Origin of the sequence: Alishewanella tabrizica, assembly GCF_014652375.1 — a bacterium.
Lineage (GTDB): Bacteria > Pseudomonadota > Gammaproteobacteria > Enterobacterales > Alteromonadaceae > Alishewanella > Alishewanella tabrizica.
Genome location: NZ_BMYR01000001.1, coordinates 162,997 through 183,111, shown reverse-complemented (window position 1 = coordinate 183,111; position 20,115 = coordinate 162,997). Strand labels below are relative to the sequence as shown.

General features: G+C 46.6%; 19 protein-coding genes. All 19 read left to right on the top strand.

From position 1 onward, the window contains the following. Positions 1–43: 43 nt before the first annotated feature. The 19 genes from IE070_RS00845 (at position 44) to arsJ (ending at position 19,910) form a co-directional block, all read left to right on the top strand. A complete protein-coding gene (locus tag IE070_RS00845; RefSeq protein ID WP_189479489.1) occupies positions 44–1,231 on the top strand; it encodes a phosphoglycerate kinase in 1,188 nt (395 codons plus the stop codon). Between the two features lie 220 nt (positions 1,232–1,451). Next, positions 1,452–2,516: a class II fructose-bisphosphate aldolase gene (gene fba, locus IE070_RS00840; RefSeq protein WP_189479487.1), complete on the top strand. Its 1,065-nt coding sequence runs from the start codon at positions 1,452–1,454 to the stop codon at positions 2,514–2,516. 245 nt (positions 2,517–2,761) lie between these two features. Beyond that, positions 2,762–3,532: a DUF3450 domain-containing protein gene (locus IE070_RS00835; protein ID WP_189479485.1), complete on the top strand. Its 771-nt coding sequence runs from the start codon at positions 2,762–2,764 to the stop codon at positions 3,530–3,532. 6 nt (positions 3,533–3,538) lie between these two features. Beyond that, positions 3,539–4,906: a MotA/TolQ/ExbB proton channel family protein gene (locus IE070_RS00830; protein WP_189479483.1), complete on the top strand. Its 1,368-nt coding sequence runs from the start codon at positions 3,539–3,541 to the stop codon at positions 4,904–4,906. A gap of 2 nt (positions 4,907–4,908) precedes the next feature. Further along, entirely contained in the window at positions 4,909–5,433 is a 525-nt protein-coding gene (locus IE070_RS00825) for a MotA/TolQ/ExbB proton channel family protein (RefSeq protein ID WP_189480070.1), read from the top strand. Between the two features lie 11 nt (positions 5,434–5,444). Beyond that, positions 5,445–5,849 (top strand): ExbD/TolR family protein, encoded by a 405-nt coding sequence (locus IE070_RS00820; RefSeq protein ID WP_189479481.1) that lies wholly within the window; start codon positions 5,445–5,447, stop codon positions 5,847–5,849. 2 nt (positions 5,850–5,851) lie between these two features. Next, positions 5,852–6,469, top strand: coding sequence for an energy transducer TonB (locus IE070_RS00815; protein WP_189479479.1), 618 nt, complete (start codon positions 5,852–5,854; stop codon positions 6,467–6,469). A gap of 4 nt (positions 6,470–6,473) precedes the next feature. Further along, entirely contained in the window at positions 6,474–7,739 is a 1,266-nt protein-coding gene (locus tag IE070_RS00810) for a tetratricopeptide repeat protein (RefSeq protein WP_189479477.1), read from the top strand. A 189-nt stretch (positions 7,740–7,928) separates the two neighbouring features. Then, positions 7,929–8,549: an acyl carrier protein phosphodiesterase gene (locus IE070_RS00805; protein WP_189479475.1), complete on the top strand. Its 621-nt coding sequence runs from the start codon at positions 7,929–7,931 to the stop codon at positions 8,547–8,549. 218 nt (positions 8,550–8,767) lie between these two features. After that, positions 8,768–9,712, top strand: a complete 945-nt coding sequence (locus tag IE070_RS00800) for a M14 family metallopeptidase (protein ID WP_189479473.1) — start codon at positions 8,768–8,770, stop codon at positions 9,710–9,712. Positions 9,713–9,756: 44 nt separating this feature from the next. Next, a complete protein-coding gene (locus IE070_RS00795; RefSeq protein ID WP_189479471.1) occupies positions 9,757–10,323 on the top strand; it encodes a GNAT family N-acetyltransferase in 567 nt (188 codons plus the stop codon). A gap of 80 nt (positions 10,324–10,403) precedes the next feature. Then, positions 10,404–11,744 (top strand): esterase/lipase family protein, encoded by a 1,341-nt coding sequence (locus tag IE070_RS00790; protein WP_189479469.1) that lies wholly within the window; start codon positions 10,404–10,406, stop codon positions 11,742–11,744. Between the two features lie 347 nt (positions 11,745–12,091). Continuing rightward, on the top strand, positions 12,092–13,189 hold the full coding sequence (locus IE070_RS00785) for a dienelactone hydrolase family protein (RefSeq protein ID WP_189479468.1): 1,098 nt from the start codon (positions 12,092–12,094) through the stop codon (positions 13,187–13,189). Between the two features lie 773 nt (positions 13,190–13,962). Continuing rightward, positions 13,963–15,015, top strand: a complete 1,053-nt coding sequence (locus IE070_RS00780) for an aldo/keto reductase (protein WP_189479465.1) — start codon at positions 13,963–13,965, stop codon at positions 15,013–15,015. 163 nt (positions 15,016–15,178) lie between these two features. Continuing rightward, positions 15,179–15,949, top strand: coding sequence for a metalloregulator ArsR/SmtB family transcription factor (locus tag IE070_RS00775; RefSeq protein ID WP_189479463.1), 771 nt, complete (start codon positions 15,179–15,181; stop codon positions 15,947–15,949). A 23-nt stretch (positions 15,950–15,972) separates the two neighbouring features. Next, complete coding sequence (arsB, locus tag IE070_RS00770; RefSeq protein WP_189479461.1) at positions 15,973–16,989, top strand: ACR3 family arsenite efflux transporter; 1,017 nt, start codon at positions 15,973–15,975, stop codon at positions 16,987–16,989. Positions 16,990–17,019: 30 nt separating this feature from the next. Beyond that, positions 17,020–17,523, top strand: coding sequence for a phosphatase domain-containing putative toxin (locus IE070_RS00765; protein WP_189479459.1), 504 nt, complete (start codon positions 17,020–17,022; stop codon positions 17,521–17,523). Between the two features lie 3 nt (positions 17,524–17,526). Then, positions 17,527–18,531, top strand: a complete 1,005-nt coding sequence (locus IE070_RS00760) for an ArsJ-associated glyceraldehyde-3-phosphate dehydrogenase (protein ID WP_189479457.1) — start codon at positions 17,527–17,529, stop codon at positions 18,529–18,531. 167 nt (positions 18,532–18,698) lie between these two features. Beyond that, positions 18,699–19,910 carry an organoarsenical effux MFS transporter ArsJ gene (gene arsJ / locus IE070_RS00755; RefSeq protein ID WP_189480068.1) on the top strand — a complete coding sequence of 404 codons (1,212 nt, stop codon included), beginning with the start codon at positions 18,699–18,701 and terminating at the stop codon, positions 19,908–19,910. Positions 19,911–20,115 lie beyond the last annotated feature (205 nt).

Below are 20,115 nucleotides of genomic sequence, written 5' to 3'. Positions count from 1 at the left end.
AACAAGGAATTACAACACAGCGTTAATTTAGGGGAGTATAAATATGTCTGTCATTCGTATGTCTGATTTAGACCTCAATGAAAAAAGAGTGCTGATTCGAGAAGATTTAAATGTGCCAATTAAAAACGGTGTGGTTACGTCTGACGCCCGTTTAAAAGCCGCTTTACCGACCATTGAACTGGCCTTGCGCAAAGGCGGCAAAGTTATGGTGATGTCGCATTTAGGGCGGCCGGAAGAGGGCGTATTTGATGCTGAGTCTTCCATGCAGCCTGTGGCTGATTACCTTGCCAAAGCACTAAATGCACCGGTGCGATTAGTTGCGGAATACCTAAATGGAGTCGAGGTTGCGCGTGGTGAAGTCGTAGTATTTGAAAACGTGCGCTTTAACAAAGGCGAAGGTAAAAACAACGATGAATTGGCTCAGCAATTAGCGGCGTTATGTGATGTTTTTGTGATGGATGCCTTTGGTACTGCGCACCGGGCACAAGCCTCAACACATGGTGTTGCCAAATATGCCCCGATTGCGTGTGCTGGACCATTACTTACCGCAGAACTCGATGCCTTGGCCGCTGCGTTGAAAAATCCTAAACGGCCTTTGGTGGCTATTGTTGGCGGTTCTAAAGTCTCGACGAAGCTTACAGTGCTCGAATCGCTATCCGGTATTGTTGATCAACTGATTGTTGGCGGCGGTATCGCTAACACCTTTATTGCCGCGAATGGCCATAATGTGGGTAAATCACTCTGTGAGAATGATCTTATTCCTGAAGCGCAACGCTTAATAGCACAAGCTAAAGCCCGGGGCGGCAACATTCCGGTGCCTACCGATGTAGTAACGGGAACGGCGTTTAGCGCTGATACTGTGGCAACATTAAAAACGGTAGACGCCATTACATCGGATGATATGGTATTTGATATTGGTCCTGACAGTATCGCAGCGTTAACCGCTATTTTAAAACATGCGGGGACGATTGTTTGGAATGGTCCAGTAGGGGTCTTTGAGTTTGATCAGTTTGCTGCTGGCACCAAAGCCCTAGCGGAAGCCATTGCAGACAGTGATGCGTTTTCTATTGCAGGGGGGGGCGATACCTTGGCGGCGATTGATAAATACGGTGTAGCTGAGCGAATTTCGTACATTTCAACCGGCGGTGGTGCATTTCTGGAATTTTTGGAAGGAAAAACCCTTCCAGCCGTGGCAATTTTAGAAGAACGCGCGCAAAATTCAGTAAAATAATATCTTAAAAATTTTGTACGATAATGTTACCTAGATTGTTTGGTAAATTAGCGGCATAGCACCTAATACTGCTTTGCAAAAAGTGCACGAATAAACGCAGATAAAATGCGATAAAAATAGGCCACTGGCCAAAACATACTAAAAAACTGACAGCGACGCGTTAAAAACACTGTCATAAAAAAAATTTTAACCTGTACCCTACACAAAAAGAGAGGATCTCATGGCACTCATATCATTACGGCAAATGCTTGATCACGCCGCCGAATTTGGTTACGGCGTTCCGGCATTTAACGTGAACAATTTAGAACAAATGCGCGCTATTATGCTGGCAGCAGATAAAACGGACAGCCCTGTTATTGTGCAAGCGTCAGCTGGCGCCAGAAAATATGCAGGAGCCCCCTTTTTACGCCACCTTATTTTAGCGGCTGTTGAAGAGTTTCCGCACATCCCAGTGGTGATGCACCAAGATCATGGAACCTCCTTAGCGGTGTGTCAGCGTTCTATTCAGATGGGATTTTCATCAGTAATGATGGACGGTTCCTTGGGTGAAGATGGTAAAACACCCAAAGACTATACCTATAATGCCAACATAACTCGTAAAGTTGTTGAAATAGCGCATGCTTGTGGTGTCTCTGTTGAAGGTGAATTAGGTTGTTTAGGATCGCTTGAAACGGGTGATGCGGGTGAAGAAGATGGTATTGGCGCAGATTGCAAACTAACGCATGATCAAATGCTCACTGATCCAGAAGAAGCCGCGCAATTTGTAAAAGAAACGCAAGTGGATGCCTTAGCGATTGCCTGTGGGACTTCACACGGGGCGTATAAATTTAGCCGTCCGCCAACAGATGACATCTTAGCCATTGATCGGATAAAAGCGATTCATGAGCGGATCCCAGATACGCATCTTGTCATGCATGGCTCCTCATCAGTCCCACAAGATTGGTTAGAAATTATTAATGAATATGGTGGTGCTATTCCTGAGACCTATGGCGTGCCAGTTGAGCAAATTCAACAAGGCATTAAGTTTGGGGTGCGTAAAATTAACATTGATACCGATTTACGTTTAGCCTCAACCGGCGCCATTCGTCGTTATATGGCGATGCATCCCGCGGAATTTGATCCGCGTAAATATTTACAAGAATCCGTAAAGGCAATGTCTGATATCTGTATTGCTCGCTACACCGCCTTTGGCTGTGCGGGGCAAGGCAGTAAGATCAAGCCGTTGTCATTGGATACGATGGTTGATTTATATGTTTCTGGAAAGCTTACACCGAACATAAAATAACCAAAGTAATCAAAGCTCATTAAATAAAAAGCGATTTATTTTTAATGAGGCTTAAAATTGGTGCTAAACCGAAGAGTAAACCGCATCATTAAAGGTTTTCAGGGCTATTCTGTCTGTTGACATATGGCTTTTTACCTGTAATGATGCGGTCGGTTTACCCTCTAAATCGAGGGTCTGCCGTCGTTTTTAAACGGCGACCCTTACAACATCAGGTTACGTTAATCAGCAATAATTGGTTGGGAACTATGTTTAATAAAAAAATCCATATGAGTCTTGTTGCCTCTGCACTGGCGGGTAGTTTTGCCCTTGCTGGTTCAGCCGCAGCAACAGACCTAAAAGATCTGCATCAGGCTAACACTCAAATTCAACGCGCCGCTGTTCAGTCACAAGAAAAAATCAATACTATTTACGAACAGTCTCAAGAGCTGTTAGGTGAATACCGTGTTGTTGTTGATCAAACTGACAACTTAAAAGTGTATAACGACTTTTTAGCAACATTAGTGGCTGATCAACAGCGTCAAATTAACTCTGTACAACGTCAGATCGATGGCTTAGAAAAGACCAACCAGGGCACAGTACCACTGATGTTCCGGATGATCGATTCACTGGAACAGTTTGTTAAAGCAGACATTCCATTACGTACTGACCGTCGTTTAGAGCGTATCGAGCGTTTACGTGAACTGATGGGGCGTTCAGATGTGCAACGTTCAGAGCAGTTCCGTCAAATTTTAGAAGCCTACGAAATTGAAATGGGCTACGGCACCGAATTAGCGGCTTTCCAAGGCACGCTGAACACTGGTGGTGCAGACATTACTGTTGATTTCGTGCATTTAGGCCGTTTGTCGTTAATGGCAGTGGCTTTAGATAACAGCGCTGGCTGGGTGTACAACAAAGGTACCGGAAGCTGGGAAAGTGTAGATGCTTCGTTCATACCTTCAATCGGTAACTTTATCAAGATGGCTCGTCGTGAAGCCACGCTTGAAATGGACCGTGTACCACTTTTCGCAGCGGAGTAAGAATAGATGAAATTGGCAATTAAAAGTTTAGTCGTCGCTGCGGCAGTTACACTTTCTGCTTCAGTGGCTTTTAACGCATCAGCAAATAACCAAAAGCTGGATGAGTTATTACAACAAATTCAACAACAACGTACTGTTGAAGGCCGTGTAAACCAAGAGCGCGAGCGTGCCTTCTTAGCAGACCGTGCTGACAAACAATCGTTATTAAACACAGCTAAGCGTCAATTAGCTGATGAAGAAGCACGTGGTAAACGTTTACAGCAAGAATATGCGCAAAACGATATTCTTATTGCGCAAAAGCAACAAGAGTTACAAAGCGCGTTAGGTACTATGGGTGAAGTGTTCGGTGTTGTTCGTCAAACGGCGAATAAAACTGTTGGTGCAATCTCAAGTTCTATCATCAGTGCGCAATACCCAGGCCGTGATGTTGCTTTACGTGATATCGCAAACGCGACTGAACTTCCAACGTTAGAGCAAATGGAAGAGTTGTGGGTAGCCATGTTAACCGAAATGACTGAATCAGGTAAAATTGCAAAATTTGACGCTGAAGTGGTTGAGTTAGCTGGTGGTACTTCTACTCAGCGCGTAACCCGTTTTGGTTCTTTCCATTTAACTACGGCGACTGATTATTTAATCCGTAACGTAGATACCGATCAGATCCAGCCATTAGGCCGTGCACCACAGTCTAAAATCCAGAGTTCAGTTGCTGGATTCAACAGTGCTTCTGCTGGTCAATTATCAAGCTTGTATGTTGATCCAACCAAAGGTAACTCACTGTTACGTTTGAACCAACAGCGCGCAACCTTAATGGAATATTACCATCAAGGTGGTACGGTTGGTTACTTAATCACCGTGTTACTGGCTATTGGTTTACTGATTGCACTTGAGCGTATCTTAGTATTATCTGCTGTTGGTGCAAAAATGCGTTCACAGTTGAAGAACCTGAGCAATCCTTCAGAAAGCAACCCACTGGGCCGCATTCTGAAAGTGTATCATGACAACAAAAATTCAGATGTTGAAAACTTAGAGCTGAAATTAGACGAAGCTATTCTGCGTGAAACGCCGAAAGTTGACCGCGGTATCGGTTTAATCAAGCTATTTGCTGCTGTAGCCCCGTTAATGGGTCTATTAGGTACCGTTATCGGTATGATCTTAACCTTCCAGCAAATTACGCTGTACGGTACTGGTGATCCGAAGTTAATGGCTGGTTCAATTTCTCTTGCGCTAGTTACTACAGCTTTAGGTCTGATCTGTGCTCTGCCATTGTTATTCGTACACAGCATTGTTCAGTCACGTGCTAAATCTATTTTACAAGTCCTTGATGAGCAAGCTGCAGGTATTGTTGCTGCTCACGCGGAGAAGGAGAAAGCCTAATGATGCTCCAGCTACTTGGGCTGTGGGAATCGGTACAGGATTTTATCCATACGGGAGGCAACGTCCTGTACGTTGTCGCCGTAGTGCTCCTCGTCATGTGGGTAATGATGATAGAACGCTACTGGTATGTCACGGCAATATTCCCAAAAACAAAACGGGACATTATTGCCAAGTGGGATGCTCGGGAAGATACAACTTCCTGGTATGCGCATAAAATCCGTGATTGCTGGATTTCTGAAGCAACGGATAAACTCGATCAAAGAATGTTACTGATAAAAACACTGGTTGCGATGTGCCCATTAGTGGGTCTGCTTGGAACAGTAACCGGTATGATTGCGGTGTTCGATATTATGGCCACCCAAGGTACCGGTAACCCACGTACTATGGCGGCGGGTATCTCCATGGCAACTATTCCAACAATGGCCGGTATGGTTGCGGCGTTGTCGGGTGTATTTTTCAGTTCGCGGCTGGAAGTTAAGGTTAAACGAGAGAAAGCAGATCTCGTTGACAGCTTACCGCATCATTAAGAGAGAATTTTATGGCACGTAAACGTATACGCGAAGACGAAGAAGCCGCAATCGACATTACGCCGATGATGGATATCGTTTTCATTATGTTGATCTTCTTTATCGTTACAACTTCTTTCGTCAAAGAAGCGGGTATTGATGTCAACAAACCTGAAGCAACACAAGCCACTAAAAAGCCAAGTGCAACGATTTTCATTGCAATTCGTGCTAATGGTGAAGTGTGGATGGACAAGCGCCCAGTTGATGTTGAGCGGGTTGCTGCAAACATCGAGCGCTTAAGAGCTGAGTCGCCTACTGATACTATTATCATTCAAGCGGATCAAGAAGCTAAACACGGTGTAGTAATGGAAGTTATGGACCAGATCAAAGTGGCTGATCCATCACTGGTTATTACTGTTGCCGGGGAGAATAACTAATTATGTTACGTTTCCTATCATCGTTAATTATCGGTGCTGTGGTAACGTTCCTGTTGTTTCTGATTATGGCGCTGCTCATTGAGGGCAGCGGCGACCGGCGTCCTCCTGAGCAGGAGCGTATTATTATCGAAATAAATACGACACCGCCGGATTCAGATACACAGACGCGGACTCCACCACCACCGCCACCACCACCACCACCGGCGCAGCCGCCTAAGCAGCCGCAACCGGAGCCAGAGATGAGTAACACTGCAGGTGGGGTATCGTTTAACATGCCAGGTCTTGATCTGGGCGTTAACACGGGGTTAGGTGATCCTGGTTCATTGTTACGTGATGGTGATGCTACGCCTATCGTACGTATTGAACCACGTTATCCGGTTCAAGCCGCGCGTGATGGTTTACAAGGTTGGGTAAGATTGCGTTTCACCATTATGGAAGACGGTAGCGTAGACGAGGTAGAAGTGATTGAAGCAGAACCTCGCCGCGTATTTGACCGCGAAGCAATTCGTGCCTTACGCCGTTGGAAATACAGCCCGAAAGTGGTTGATGGTAAACCAGAGCGTCAGCCTGGCCAGCAGGTTCAACTTGACTTTACTTTAGACATGGCACAAGGAGGCTAAAGAAATGAAAAAATTATCTTTACTTACCTCTGCGTTAATTGTCGCCGCCAGCTTTACGTTTACTGTGCCAGCTATGGCACAGGTAACGCTGACGGACGCAGACCGTGCTCGCATTGAAGAACGCAAAGCGCGTAAAACGCAGCTTCCTGGTGAACGTGTTGGTCGAAGTGTTACTCAAGCGTTCGAGCTTTACAACGAAGAAAAAGTTGATGAAGCGTTAAAGATCCTGTTAGAAGTTCGCGGTGGTAATGAGTTTGATACGGCGTTTTTAGCCCGCTTTATTGGTAACTTATATGCTACTAAAGATGCTAAGCAAGCGATCAAATACCTTGAGCAAGCCACCAAGCCTGATATTTTAAGCTACGCTGATCAATCTGCATCATTAAAGTTGGTTGCTGATTTGCAATCAATGGAAAGCATGCATAAAGATGCGATCAGAAATTACGAAGCTTGGATTAAGTTTACGGGCGAAAATGATCCTGATGTCTATCTTCGTATTGCTAACGCGCATTATCAGTTAGGTGAGTTTACCAAAGCGTTAACCCCTATCGACAATGCGATTCGTTATGCAAAAGCACCTAATAAACAACATTATATGTTGAAAATGGGCGCGTTATACGAATCTAAAAATTACCCTAAAACCGTTGAAACGGTTGAAACCATGGTGCAGTTGTTCCCTGAAGAACGTCAGTACTGGGTTTACCTGGGTAACTTTTACACGCTATTAGAAGATTATCAGAAGTCGTTAAGCGCGTTTCAGATTGCCTATGCCAATGGCTATTTGGAGTCTGAATCTGAGCTTAAAATGTTAGGTCAAATGTATGCGAATAATAATATTCCATACAAAGCAGCGACTATTTACGAGAAGTACCTGAAAAGCGGTAAAATTAAAAAAGACCGCACGATGTTAAATGCAGTAGCATCTAACTTCCAGGCAGCTCGTGAATTTGCAAAAGCTGCAGCCTATTACGGCGAGCTGGCTGCGATGACGAATGAAGCCGATGCGTATCGTCGTCAAGGTATGGCATTTATGGCTATTCAAAAGTACAACGACGCAATTCGTGCTTTTGAAGCGTCATTAGCCCGTGATTCTAGCAATGCTGGTCGGATCCACATGAGCATGATGGAAGCTTACTTCTATCAGGGCAAGTTACGCGAAGCCAATACGTCATTACAAGCGGCCAAGCGTGATCCGGCAACAGAGCGCCAAACACGTAGTTGGGAAAGTTACATTAAAGAAAAAGCGCGTATTAAAAACGTTAGCTTATAAGGTGCTTTCCTTATTAAAAACCCGCTTTATAGCGGGTTTTTTATTTTTAGCCTATTTGTTTGAGTGTTTGCTCGTTAAACTAACGACTGTTTTGGGTTTAACTAACTTCTTTTAACTACGTTGCAGAGTTATCCCAATAAAAATAGGGGTTAGCTGCGCTTCTGGCGTGTTATTAAAGATGATGCTGATATGAATTACCTTGCACATGCCGCCTTGGCCAGAGCGACACAGGAATCTTTAGTGGGTAATTTACTGGGGGATTTTTGTAAAGGCGTCGCGTTATCGTCCCTGCCTGAATCGATGCTCGCAGGCTTGGCTAATCATCGTGCAGTTGACAGATTTACCGACACGCATCCTTTGGTGCAGCAAGCCAAAATGGCCTTTTCACCAGCACGTCGGCGGTTTGCAGGGGTGGCACTGGATATGTTATTTGATCATTATCTGATCCGGCATTGGCAGCGTTTTCATCTATCGCCCTTTGATGTGGCGAAGGCACAGCTTTATCAACATCTCGCCCATGCTGAACCCTTGATGCCCTTACCGATGCGCTTTACCATGCAAAAAGTGCGACAACAAGATTGGCTAAATGCCTATCAGCATTTACCTGGGTTGGCACGTGCCCTAGATAACGTCGCGTCACGTATCCGTTTTGAAAACGCCTTTACCGGTATTATTGATGAAATAACCCCGAATTATTTAGCTTTTGAGCAACTTTTTTTAGTTTTTTATCCTGCCCTGCAGCAGCATGTTATGACGCTTGGATTGGAGCAAGAAAGTGAAGCTAACCTGATGTTAATGCCCCATCTTTAAATTATGCCATCATTAATAATACATTGGGGTATCAATGTGAAGGTTTGTGCAAGGGCTTAAAAGAGCGAATTGGATATAGCAAGTTTGCGTAGCGTTGGGCCAAGGTTGTTATTTTGCTATACTCGGTTTTTTATTACGGCTTTGCTGGTGTTGTATAGCTTGTAGTAGCTGTTTTACTTGCCACGTATCAATGTGGGCTCATTTTTTGCGAGGACTCAATGCAACCGTTTATTTATCATATTGGTACCCAAGGGCAACCGTGGAGAGAGGCTGAAAAGCAGCAATGGCTTGCAGAGCAACGTAAAAAGCGTGCTTATCAAACAGATGTTGTAGAAATGCTACCCGCACTGCAAACGGATTTTGCCGTGATCCAGTATGGTGAGTTAGATTATTCAGCTTTAGGATTAGGCCAATATCCGCTATTTATCTTAAAAAGTCTTGATTGGCATCCGAACAAACCAGTAGCGCTTGTAACAGGTGGCGTGCATGGCTATGAAACCAGTGGTGTACTAGGGGCGTTACGTTTTGCTGCTACTACAGCCAAACAGTATACAGCAGCGTTTAACGTGCTTATTGTCCCCTGTATTAGCCCGTGGGGATACGAAACCATTAATCGTTGGAATCCGTTAACCGTAGATCCAAATCGTGCTTTTGTGGCAAATAGTCTATCAGCCGAAGCCGGTTTGTTACGTGAGTATCTTATTGCACAGGGGATCACGCCGTTGCTGCATATCGATTTACATGAAACGACTGACAGTGATAACAGCGAATTTCGCCCCGCTAAAGCCGCGCGAGATGGCACGGTAAATAGCAATTGGACTATACCGGATGGTTTTTACCTTGTGGGCGATAGTGAAAATCCAGAACCGGCTTTTCAGGCTGCTATTATTGCAGAGGTCGCCAACGTGACGCATATTGCTCCCGCCGACGAACAGGGCTGCTTGATTGGTGAGCCCATCGCGCAGTTTGGCGTAGTTAATTATCCAAAACGTGTACTAGGATTATGTGGCGGTATGACTGCTGCGCGCTATGTGACTACCACTGAAGTTTACCCAGACAGCCCAAGTGCCACACCAGAACAATGTATTCTGGCACAGGTTGCGGCTATTGTCGGGGCGTTAAATTTTGTGCGGGGTAAGTGTGCTGAACAGATGCCTGTGTGATCCAATTGTGCGAAGAGTCGCGTTACAGGGAGTTGAGTAGATTTATGCAAGTCAAGATACGGTTGATGCAGCAAACGGATTTGCCAGCGGTGATTGCCTTGCAAGATCGTTGTTACAGCGCCGCATTATATGAACCACCAACCCTTTTATCAGCGCGTTTAGCTGTTGCTAAGCAAAGTTGCTGGATTGCAGAAATGACCGCCGTAGAGAAGATTGAGGCTTGCACAACAGCGTCTTTGCAGGCGCATAAACCGGCACAGCATATACCGGTACTGGCATATTTATTTAGTTACCCCTCTTATTTTGGCAAGCTATCGGCGTTGGCATCGCCATTTGTTATTGCAGAAAAGCCAGATCTGCTTTATTTGCATGATATGGCCGTTAGTGAAGCCGCTAGAGGCACAGGGGTAGCGACCGCGTTGCTCACACAGGCTAAACAGCATGCGCAGCACCTGAGTGTTAGGCAATTGGGATTAGTAGCGGTTCAGGGCTCGGTTGGGTACTGGCAACGACAGGGGTTTTCATTACAAAATGCCCTAGATGATGCAGCTATACGGGCGTTGAGTAGCTATACTGGTGAACGGGCACAGTATATGGTGCAGTCTTGGTGAGCTAGTTAATGTGTTAAACATTGTGTTGGGGATTACGCCGTACCCTTAAGCTGAAGATCGTGTTCTCTTGGGAGGGTGTTATGCGTAATCCGATCGTTATTTTACATGGCTGGAGTGATAACAGCCGAGCGTTTAAAGTCCTCGCCGACTTTCTACAACACACCTTTGGCGCGGCAGTTCACCCGTTGTATTTAGCCGATTGGTTGTCGATGCATGATGATATCAATTATGCCGATCTGGCTGAGGCTATGCAAAAAGCCTGGTTGGCGCTGGAACTGCCCACCACACCACAAAGCGTTGATATTATTGTGCATAGTACCGGTGCCTTAGTCACGCGGCATTGGTTTACGCGCTATTACACCGCTAACACGAACCCAGTAAAGCGTTTTGTTCAACTCGCGCCGGCAAACTTTGGCTCGCCTTTGGCGCATAAGGGGCGCAGTTTTTATGGTAGGGCGGTTAAAGGGTGGAATCAGCCCGGTTTTCAAACTGGGACTGCTATTTTAACCGGGTTAGAGTTGGCCTCCGCGTATACTCGGTCCTTAGCCCAGCAAGATTTGTTTGCTGAAGACACGTGGTATGGTGCTGGCAAGATGCTAGCTACGGTGTTGATCGGCGATACGGGGTATCGTGGTATCAGTGCCATTGCCAACGAGGCGGGCTCTGATGGTACGGTAAGGATCTGTGGAGCAAATCTCAATTGTCAGTTTTTATCCTTCGCCTTAGATGCGCGCCAACACATTATTCCTGGTAGCGTTCAGCAGCAGGCCAGTAAAGGCGCTATCGCGTTTTCGGTGTTAGCCAACGAAAACCACAGTACTATTGTCTTCAAAGGGCGCAACGCACCACATAATCCATTAACGCAGTCACTTATTCGCCAAGCGTTAATGGTATCAGATCAGGACTATCAACTTGATAACGCGCAGAGCTTTACCTGGCAACGGCAGCTTGATGCGCTCAATCCTCCTGAAAATTGGCAGGCCGATCCGCGTAGTCAAGTGTTATGTCGGTTAACCGATCAACATGGTTTGGGAGTGCGTGATTACTTTTTAGAGATGTATCGTACGGCAGGCAGCGATACGCGTTTTGAGGAAACCTTGTACCGAGAGTTTTTAGTCAACGTGCATGCGCATAATGACGATCCGGCAAATCGTGCATTTTACTTTGATCTTGCGGTGTTGCAGCGTTTAAAACAGGATCCGAAGTTTCAACGACTTTATTTAAGCTTTAACGCGCAGCCGCATTTTAAACCGCCACGTCAGCCAGTCGGCTTTCACGCAGTAGCGGCAAATGCGACTGCTGGGTTACAGATCCCCTTGGTGCAATTAGCGCAGTTTTTTAAGCCATTTCAAAGCGTGATACTTAATGTGCAACTACAGCGAGTGGTTGCTGATAGCGTTTTTACGCTCACTAAACCCTAGCCGTCTGTTGCGTGAAGCGCTTTTTAGCATAGCAAACAAACAGGGTGATCAAACGTCATGGCTGTTATCTCACATAATGTTCATATTTGGTCTTTCAGCGCTAACGAAACGTCTTTAATGTTGTTAATCAAATTTTTGGTTAATACTCCCTTTTGCGGGTTCACACGTTGATATGCTATGACGATGGGTTTAACGCCTATATGACGACATTTTTTTCAGTATTAGGCGCGCAGGTTTTTATACCGTGCGGCATTTTATTATTTTCAATAAGTTGTTTGATTGAAGGTAAAAGATGCTTTCAGCTATTGGTTTGCTGCATACTCGTATTATCGCTAAATAGCAAGATAATGGCCTCAGAAGGCATGGTACCAAAGCCAGTAGTGTTAACTGAATTGGTGCTGCCCAGTTTTTATCACCAATTAAAAGCTGAGCAGAGCTTTCCAGCCGCTTGGCACAATACACCGTCACAAGATCCAGCAAGATGGCGTGTGCAGGCCAGACAACGTCTACGCAATGCCTTGCTCTGGCCTGAGCAAGATATCGACTTTGCACCACAGTTAATTGCAGCCGAACGCCGCGACGGGTATCAAGCCGAACGCTGGCTGATCACAATAACGCCTAATAATCGCATACCTATATTGCTGTTACGCCCCGAGGGTGACGGCCCTTTTCCTGCGGTCTTGCTGCTACATGATCATGGCGCGCATTTTGATATTGGAAAAGAAAAGTTGATCCGCCCATTCATCCTTGATGAAAAAATAGCAAGAGCACAGGCTTGGACTGAACGATATTATGGTGGGCACTTTGTTGGCGATGCGCTAGCAAGGCAGGGTTATCTGGTTTTAGCGGCTGATACTTTGGGGTGGGGAGATCGGGGGCCATTAACCTACGAGTTGCAGCAGGCTTTAGCCGCGAATTTTTTGCAACTAGGCCGCTCTTTGGCGGGCTTTGCCGCTTATGAAGATCTGCGTTTGGCTGCATTTTTAAAGCAACTACCGGCCAGTGATGATCGTAAAATTGCCGCACTTGGGTTCTCAATGGGCGCGTTTCGAGCGTGGCAGTTAGCGGCGTTAACTGATGATATTCAGGCTGCTGTTGCGATAAGTTGGATGACTACTGCGGATACAGCGATAACGCCCGGTAATAACCAGCTTCGCGGGCAAACGGCTTTTTGGACAGTGCATCCTGGTCTTGCTGCGCAGTTGGATTATCCTCACGTTGCAGCTATTGCAGCACCAAAGCCGATGCTTTTTATTATGGGAGACAAAGATAAGCTGATGCCCGCAGCTGGGACCCTACAGGCATTTCAGCAAATGCGACAGGTCTGGCAGGCGCATGGTGCTGAGCAGCAGCTTACCACTGAGCTTTGGCCGGAGATGGGACATGAGTTTGGAGAAGCGCAGCAACAGCGGGTATGGCAGTGGTTGTCAGAGGTTTTTAACTGACGGCTGTGTATAGCTAAAAATGTTGTATTTTATAGGTTCGCCTTGTGCTTCTGTGGGTGTGTTTGAACCTAACCGCTAGGCTGCTTGCAGCCGATAACGCACACAAAGACGCTGTAAATACATCCCTGTAAGCTCTTCTCCAGCATCCATGCTGGACAGGCTTTGTTTAGCATTATCGGCTCGCTGTCTAGCAGCAAATGTGTATTTTGTGGTTTGCGATTTGCTTCTGTGGGTGTGTTTGAACCGAACCGCTAGGCTGCTTGCCGCCGATAATGCACACAAAGTCGCTGTAAATACATCCCTGTAAGCTCTTCTCCAGCATCCATGCTGGACAGGCTTTGTTTAGCATTATCGGCTCGCTGCCCAGCTACAAATGCGTACTTTGTGGTTTGCGATTTGCTTCTGTGGGGGTGTTTGAACCGAACCGCTAGGCTGCTTGCAGCCGATAACGCACACAAAGACGCTGTAAAAACATCCCTGTAAGCTCTTCTCCAGCATCCATGCTGGACAGGCTTTGTTTAGCATTATCGGCTCGCTGCCTAGCTGCAAATGTGTGCTTTATTGGCTCGCAAAACAAGTAAGCCTGATAGCAACACCAGAATATAACGACGCGTTTAGCCGCCGGATGCCCCAGTCTTGAATCTGCTATACCTGATGTAAAAGCAGATTGGAGATTTGCACTGCGCCCTTAGCCGCTTAGTCATCTACTGCACTGATCAAAATCCGCTTTAATCTGGTATAGTCAGCCAGTTATAACCACTTCAGAGACAATTATGCAGTATTCAATCTTAGGTAGCAGCGGCTTATCCGTTTCTCGAGTGTGCTTAGGTACCATGACCTGGGGTCAACAAAATACCCAAGCCGACGCCGATTCACAGCTTGCTTTAGCACTCGCTGCCGGCGTGAATTTTATTGATACCGCCGAGATGTACGCCATTCCGCCACGTCCAGAGACCTATGGCGCGACTGAAAAAATCATTGGTCACTGGCTTAGTCGAAACCGCAATCAACGCGACAAACTGGTGATCGCCACCAAGATAGCAGGTAATGGCTTAAGCCATATTCGAGATGGCAGCAATGTCAGTCCGGCAACCTTGGTTCAAGCAGTAGAAGGCTCGTTACAACGGCTTAATACCGACTATATCGACCTGTATCAACTGCATTGGCCTAACCGACGTTCGCCACATTTTGGTCGGCATGCTGTTAATCAAATCCCTTTTTCAAACGTTGATGCCAAGCAGCAACAAGATGAGATACTGGCGATTTTGCAAACCTTAGCCAAGCTAGTGCAGCAAGGTAAAATTCGCCATTGCGGTTTATCGAATGAAACGCCTTGGGGGATCAGCCAGTATTTAAAACTCAGTGAGCAGCACAACTTGCCGCGTATGGTGTCTATTCAAAATGAGTTTGGCCCGCTACACACCAAAGATTGGCCCTATTTAATTGAGCAATGCCAGCATGAAAATATTGCCTATCTACCTTGGTCACCACTGGCGGGTGGGGCCCTTACCGGTAAATATCTGGGTGGTGCAAGGCCAGAGGGCAGTCGCTGGAGCCTGGTACAGCGCAATGGTTTGTTTCGTGATACCCCGCAATCCAATGCTGCGATCCGGGCTTTTGTTGATTTGGCAGCAGCACATCAACTAAGCCCAACACAGTTAGCATTGGCGTGGGTGAATCAGGTTGATGGTGTTACCTCAACCATTATTGGTGCTACTTGCGATGAGCAACTTAATGAGAATCTGGCTGCTTTTGATCTTGAACTACATGATGATGTGTTAGAGGAAGTGGGTAGCTTTTTACGGGAGCATCCAGCCCCATTTTAATCTGTTCTCTGTTCTTCGTTGCAAGACACAAGACTTGTGTTCACTTGCAACTGGGGAGTGCGCCATTATGACAGTTTTATGAAGTTTACGTCAACGTCTTGATATATGGATAAACATATATACAATAAAAGGTATATATGTTTAGGCGTAAATCGAGATAAGTATGGCGCTTGCTAAAATTCTGTTTATTTGCACCGAAAATTCAGCGCGTTCTATTATGGCAGAGGCGATAGCTCGCCATAAATACAGTGATCGCTTCGAGGTTTATAGTGCTGGTAGTCACCCTAGCACCGCCGACAGCCGGGCACTGGCAGTGCTTGCCTCGCATAGGATCAACACTGAAGGCTTGTTTTCGAAACCTCTTAGTGCGCACCAACAAACGCAATTTGATTATGCTATTGTGCTCTGTAGCAAAACCGCGGCCGAATGTGCTAATGATATTTCGGCGAAACATTTATTGGCTTGGGATTTCAATGATCCCAAACAAGACGGCACGACTAAAGCGTTTGAAACCACCTTGCATGAATTGGCAGAACGGTTAAGTATGTTCGTACTGCTCTATGATAAACAGCATCAAGTAGAACCACTAACCCCACTCAGTTTATGTAAATTATTGTCTGATGATACCCGTCTTAATACCGTGTTACTGATTCAATCGGAGCAAGAGTTGTGTGTTTGTGAACTCACAACAGCGCTCAATGAAACGCAACCCAAAATATCGCGTCATTTAGCGATGTTACGTAAAGCAGGCTTATTACAAGACCGCCGGCAAGGACAATGGGTGTTCTACCGTTTAGCGGATGATTTGCCCGTCTGGATGAGTGAAAGCTTAAAGCAATTTGCCCAGGCCACTTCGCATAGTATACAGCCATTGTTAGCTAACCTTAACGCAATGGGTGATCGCCCACTACGTGAGCAACTATGTTGTAATTGATTTTCACCAAAGGCGAATGACTTATGGGAATGTTTGAACGTTATTTAACGCTTTGGGTGGCGCTGGCCATGCTAGCCGGTGTACTGGGTGGGCTGGCGGTGCCAGCGTTATTTCAGCACCTTGCTGCGCTGGAGTTTGCGCATGTTAATTTGGTGATCGCGGTTTTTATTTGGGTGATGATTTACCCAATGATGGTACAAATTGATTTTAGTGCAATAAAAGATGTTGGTAAAAAACCAGCAGGTATTGTGCTGACATTGGTGGTTAATTGGCTAATTAAGCCTTTTACGATGGCGTTATTAGGCTGGTTATTTTTTAAAGTCTTGTTTGCTAATTGGGTTGATCCACAAACCGCGACAGAATATATCGCAGGGATGATTTTACTGGGAGTGGCCCCTTGTACGGCGATGGTTTTTATTTGGAGCCAACTGACGAAAGGCGACGCCAACTACACATTGGTGCAGGTGTCAGTAAATGATCTGATCCTTATTTTTGCCTTTGCCCCCCTCACTGCATTTTTACTGGGCGTAAGTGATATTTTTGTCCCATGGCAAACATTATTGCTGTCGGTGGTGTTGTATGTTGTCTTACCACTTATAGCGGGTGTATTAACTCGTCAATTCATGGCAAAAAACCCTGTTCGTCTCACACATTTTTTAGCCCAGATTAAACCGTTTTCGATTGCGGGTTTAATCGCCACGGTTTTGCTGTTATTCGGGCTTCAAGCGCAAACGATTATTCAGCAACCGCTAGCCATTGGGATGATTGCTATACCGCTGTTAATCCAAACCTATGCGATTTTTGCGCTGACCTATTTTGTTGGCTGCAAACTCCGTCTACCGCATCAAATTGCCGCCCCTGCCAGCATGATTGGCGCCAGTAATTTTTTTGAATTAGCTGTCGCCGTTGCCATTGCGTTATTTGGCTTACATTCAGCAGCGGCCTTAGCCACGGTTGTGGGTGTTCTGGTAGAGGTACCGGTTATGTTATCACTGGTGTGGTTTGCCAACCGCACTCGGCATTGGTTTAACGCACGCTAAGCGACATAAAACATTTAAATGGAGCGCTACATGTCACACCCTTATGATGTCCTGCAACTTGATAATGCAGCCTTATTATTTACGCCTTGCCCTGGTACAAAAGAGACCTCAGTCGCCGATGCCTTGGCCACACTTAAGCAAGCAGGGGCTAAAGCGGTGCTAACACTAACACCGCATAGCGAACTTGCCGCCCTTAATGTAACGGATTTAGCGCAGCAATGTGCCTCTGCCGACCTACAGTGGTTCTATTGCCCAATAGAAGACGACTGCGCGCCCGGCGACGCGTTTCAGCAAGCTTGGCACAGTGCTGGCCCCGCGCTTAAGCAGTTACTTGAACAACAACATACTGTAGCCATTCACTGCAAAGGCGGGTCTGGTCGTACGTCATTGGCTGCAGCACAATTGCTAGCTGAGCAAGGTGTCGATAAAGCGCAGATTCTTAGTCTTATTAAACAAATCCGGCCAAAAGCGTTAAGCCTGCCGCCGCATGTTGACTATTTTCAGGCGCTACCCAGCGCATCACAGAAGGATTAATTAATGACCATTAAAGTTGGAATCAACGGCTTCGGTCGTATCGGCCGTTTAGCACTGCGCGCCGCCTTTGACTGGCCAGAATTTGAATTTGTGCAGATTAACGATCCGGCAGCCGATGCTGCCACCTTTGCCCATTTGCTAAATTTTGACTCGGTACATGGCCGTTGGCAGCACGAAGCGCTGGCCGAAGGCGAAACCATGCTGATCAAGGGTAAAAGTATCAAGGTCACGGCCAATAAAGCCATCGTGGATACCGATTGGTCGGGTTGTGATATCGTAATTGAAGCCTCGGGTAAAATGAAAAGCAAAGCGGTGTTACAAGGCTATTTAGATCAGGGCGTAAAACGGGTTGTTGTGAGTGCGCCGGTAAAAGAAGCCGGCGTGCTGAACGTGGTGATGGGCGTTAACCAGCAGCTATTTAACGCCGCTGAGCATCGCATTGTGACGGCGGCCAGTTGCACCACGAATTGTTTAGCACCCGTCGTGAAAGTGATTCACGAACAGCTGGGTATTAAGCACGGCTCTATTACCACTATTCATGATTTAACCAACACGCAATCTATTTTAGATACCCCGCATAAAGACTTACGTCGTGCTCGTGCCTGTGGTGCCAGTTTAATTCCCACCACCACCGGTTCCGCGACGGCAATTACTGAAATTTTCCCAGAGCTTAAAGGCCGCTTAAATGGTCATGCGGTGCGGGTGCCGCTGGCCAATGCGTCGTTAACCGACTGCGTATTTGAAGTGGAACGTGCTACCAGTGCTGAAGAAGTGAATGCCATGCTCAAAGCCGCGGCAGAAGGCGAGTTAGCCGGTATTTTGGGCTATGAAAGCCGGCCATTGGTGTCGGTTGATTATAAAACTGATCCACGCTCTAGCATTATTGATGCCTTATCGACCATGGTTATCAATGGCACACAGGTGAAAATCTATGCGTGGTACGATAACGAGTGGGGCTATGCTAACCGCACCGTGGAATTGGCTAAATTAGTGGGTTTGGCGGACTAAGCCATACAAAGAAAAAACCGGCAGTGCTTGCTTTCGCAGCGCGCTGTCGGTTTGCTTAAGGCAGGAACATCATGGCAAAGACGCCAAAAACTAGCGTGTCAGCACAGTCTGGGCTTTCAACGGCAGAAAAGTCAGGGCAGGCTAAGCCGGGGCCGCAAAAACCGGGCTTGAGTAGCGACGTTAAACAATATCTGGTAGTCACCTTCAATTACTGGGCTTTTACCCTGACCGACGGTGCACTACGGATGTTGATAGTACTGCACTTTTATCAGTTGGGTTACTCGCCACTGGCTATTGCGTCGCTGTTCTTGTTTTATGAGTTTTTTGGCATCGTCACTAACCTGACCGGTGGTTGGCTGGGCGCTCGGCTTGGCTTAAACAAAACCATGAATATCGGGCTGTTTTTACAGATCATCGCCTTAAGTATGTTGCTGGTGCCCTCGGCACAGCTTACGGTGATTTGGGTAATGGCCGCGCAGGCGGTATCGGGTATTGCCAAAGACTTAAATAAAATGAGCGCGAAAAGCGCCATTAAGCTGCTACTACCGGAAGAGGCGCAAGGTGCCTTGTATAAATGGGTGGCCATTTTAACCGGTTCTAAAAATGCGCTAAAAGGCGTGGGCTTTTTCCTAGGCGGTTTGCTATTAACCTTATTGGGGTTTCAGGGGGCCATGGCGGCAATGGCTGGCGCACTGGCGCTGGTGTGGATCCTAAGTTTAGTGCTGCTGAAAAAAGATCTGGGTAAAAAAAGTTTTAAGCCGAAATTTACGGAATTGCTGTCGAAAAGCGCCAGTTTAAATTGGTTGTCGGCCGCACGGTTTTTCTTATTTGCCTCGCGTGATGTTTGGTTTGTGATCGCGTTACCGATTTACCTCTCGACCAGCGCGGGTTGGCCACAAAGTGCCGTGGGCGCTTTTCTGGCGTGTTGGGTGATTGGGTATGGCGCTATGCAGGCCTTTACGCCAGCACTCACACGCAGCAGTAAAAAAGCGCCACCGGCTGCGGGCACTGCGCTTAATTGGGCACTGGTGCTTGGTGTGATGCCTTGGTTAATTGGTTTGGCGATGCTGTTTAGTGGTGAGCCATTATGGTCGTTGTTGCTTGGCTTACTGTTATATGGCGTGGTGTTTGCGATTAACTCTAGCTTGCATAGCTATTTAATTGTGGCCAGTGCCAATCGTGATGGGGTCTCGCTGGATGTGGGCTTTTATTATATGGCGAATGCGGCTGGGCGCTTAGTGGGAACTTTGTTGTCGGGCTGGGCGTTTCAGACTTATGGTTTATTGGCGTGTTTGTGGATCTCTGGCTTGCTGTTATTAGGCGCGGTGTTATGTACTTGGGCGTTAAAGCGTCATCAGCAAATGCTGGCAGTTGGTTAAACCTAACGAGGCTTTCTATCTAATACGGCGCGTTTAGCCACCGGATGCATCAAGACTTAGGCTGACTTGGTTAGCTCGCTTCTATGGGCGAGTTGAAACCGAAACGCTAGGCTGCTTGCAGCCGATATTGCACACAAAGACGCCGTGAACCCTTCCATGGGGGCTCCTCTTTCGCATCCATGCGAAAGACGCTTTGTTTAGCAAT

Excerpts from the sequence above, each read along its gene's own strand:
- IE070_RS00780 (WP_189479465.1), top strand. The coding sequence starts at position 13,963 with ATGCAGTATTCAATCTTAGGTAGCAGCGGCTTATCCGTTTCTCGAGTG.
- IE070_RS00845 (WP_189479489.1), top strand. The coding sequence starts at position 44 with ATGTCTGTCATTCGTATGTCTGATTTAGACCTCAATGAAAAAAGAGTG.
- IE070_RS00765 (WP_189479459.1), top strand. The coding sequence starts at position 17,020 with ATGTCACACCCTTATGATGTCCTGCAACTTGATAATGCAGCCTTATTA.
- IE070_RS00805 (WP_189479475.1), top strand. The coding sequence starts at position 7,929 with ATGAATTACCTTGCACATGCCGCCTTGGCCAGAGCGACACAGGAATCT.
- IE070_RS00800 (WP_189479473.1), top strand. The coding sequence starts at position 8,768 with ATGCAACCGTTTATTTATCATATTGGTACCCAAGGGCAACCGTGGAGA.
- IE070_RS00790 (WP_189479469.1), top strand. The coding sequence starts at position 10,404 with ATGCGTAATCCGATCGTTATTTTACATGGCTGGAGTGATAACAGCCGA.
- fba (WP_189479487.1), top strand. The coding sequence starts at position 1,452 with ATGGCACTCATATCATTACGGCAAATGCTTGATCACGCCGCCGAATTT.
- IE070_RS00820 (WP_189479481.1), top strand. The coding sequence starts at position 5,445 with ATGGCACGTAAACGTATACGCGAAGACGAAGAAGCCGCAATCGACATT.
- IE070_RS00835 (WP_189479485.1), top strand. The coding sequence starts at position 2,762 with ATGTTTAATAAAAAAATCCATATGAGTCTTGTTGCCTCTGCACTGGCG.
- arsB (WP_189479461.1), top strand. The coding sequence starts at position 15,973 with ATGGGAATGTTTGAACGTTATTTAACGCTTTGGGTGGCGCTGGCCATG.
- IE070_RS00830 (WP_189479483.1), top strand. The coding sequence starts at position 3,539 with ATGAAATTGGCAATTAAAAGTTTAGTCGTCGCTGCGGCAGTTACACTT.
- IE070_RS00775 (WP_189479463.1), top strand. The coding sequence starts at position 15,179 with ATGGCGCTTGCTAAAATTCTGTTTATTTGCACCGAAAATTCAGCGCGT.
- IE070_RS00815 (WP_189479479.1), top strand. The coding sequence starts at position 5,852 with ATGTTACGTTTCCTATCATCGTTAATTATCGGTGCTGTGGTAACGTTC.
- IE070_RS00760 (WP_189479457.1), top strand. The coding sequence starts at position 17,527 with ATGACCATTAAAGTTGGAATCAACGGCTTCGGTCGTATCGGCCGTTTA.
- IE070_RS00825 (WP_189480070.1), top strand. The coding sequence starts at position 4,909 with ATGCTCCAGCTACTTGGGCTGTGGGAATCGGTACAGGATTTTATCCAT.
- IE070_RS00785 (WP_189479468.1), top strand. The coding sequence starts at position 12,092 with ATGGCCTCAGAAGGCATGGTACCAAAGCCAGTAGTGTTAACTGAATTG.
- IE070_RS00810 (WP_189479477.1), top strand. The coding sequence starts at position 6,474 with ATGAAAAAATTATCTTTACTTACCTCTGCGTTAATTGTCGCCGCCAGC.
- IE070_RS00795 (WP_189479471.1), top strand. The coding sequence starts at position 9,757 with ATGCAAGTCAAGATACGGTTGATGCAGCAAACGGATTTGCCAGCGGTG.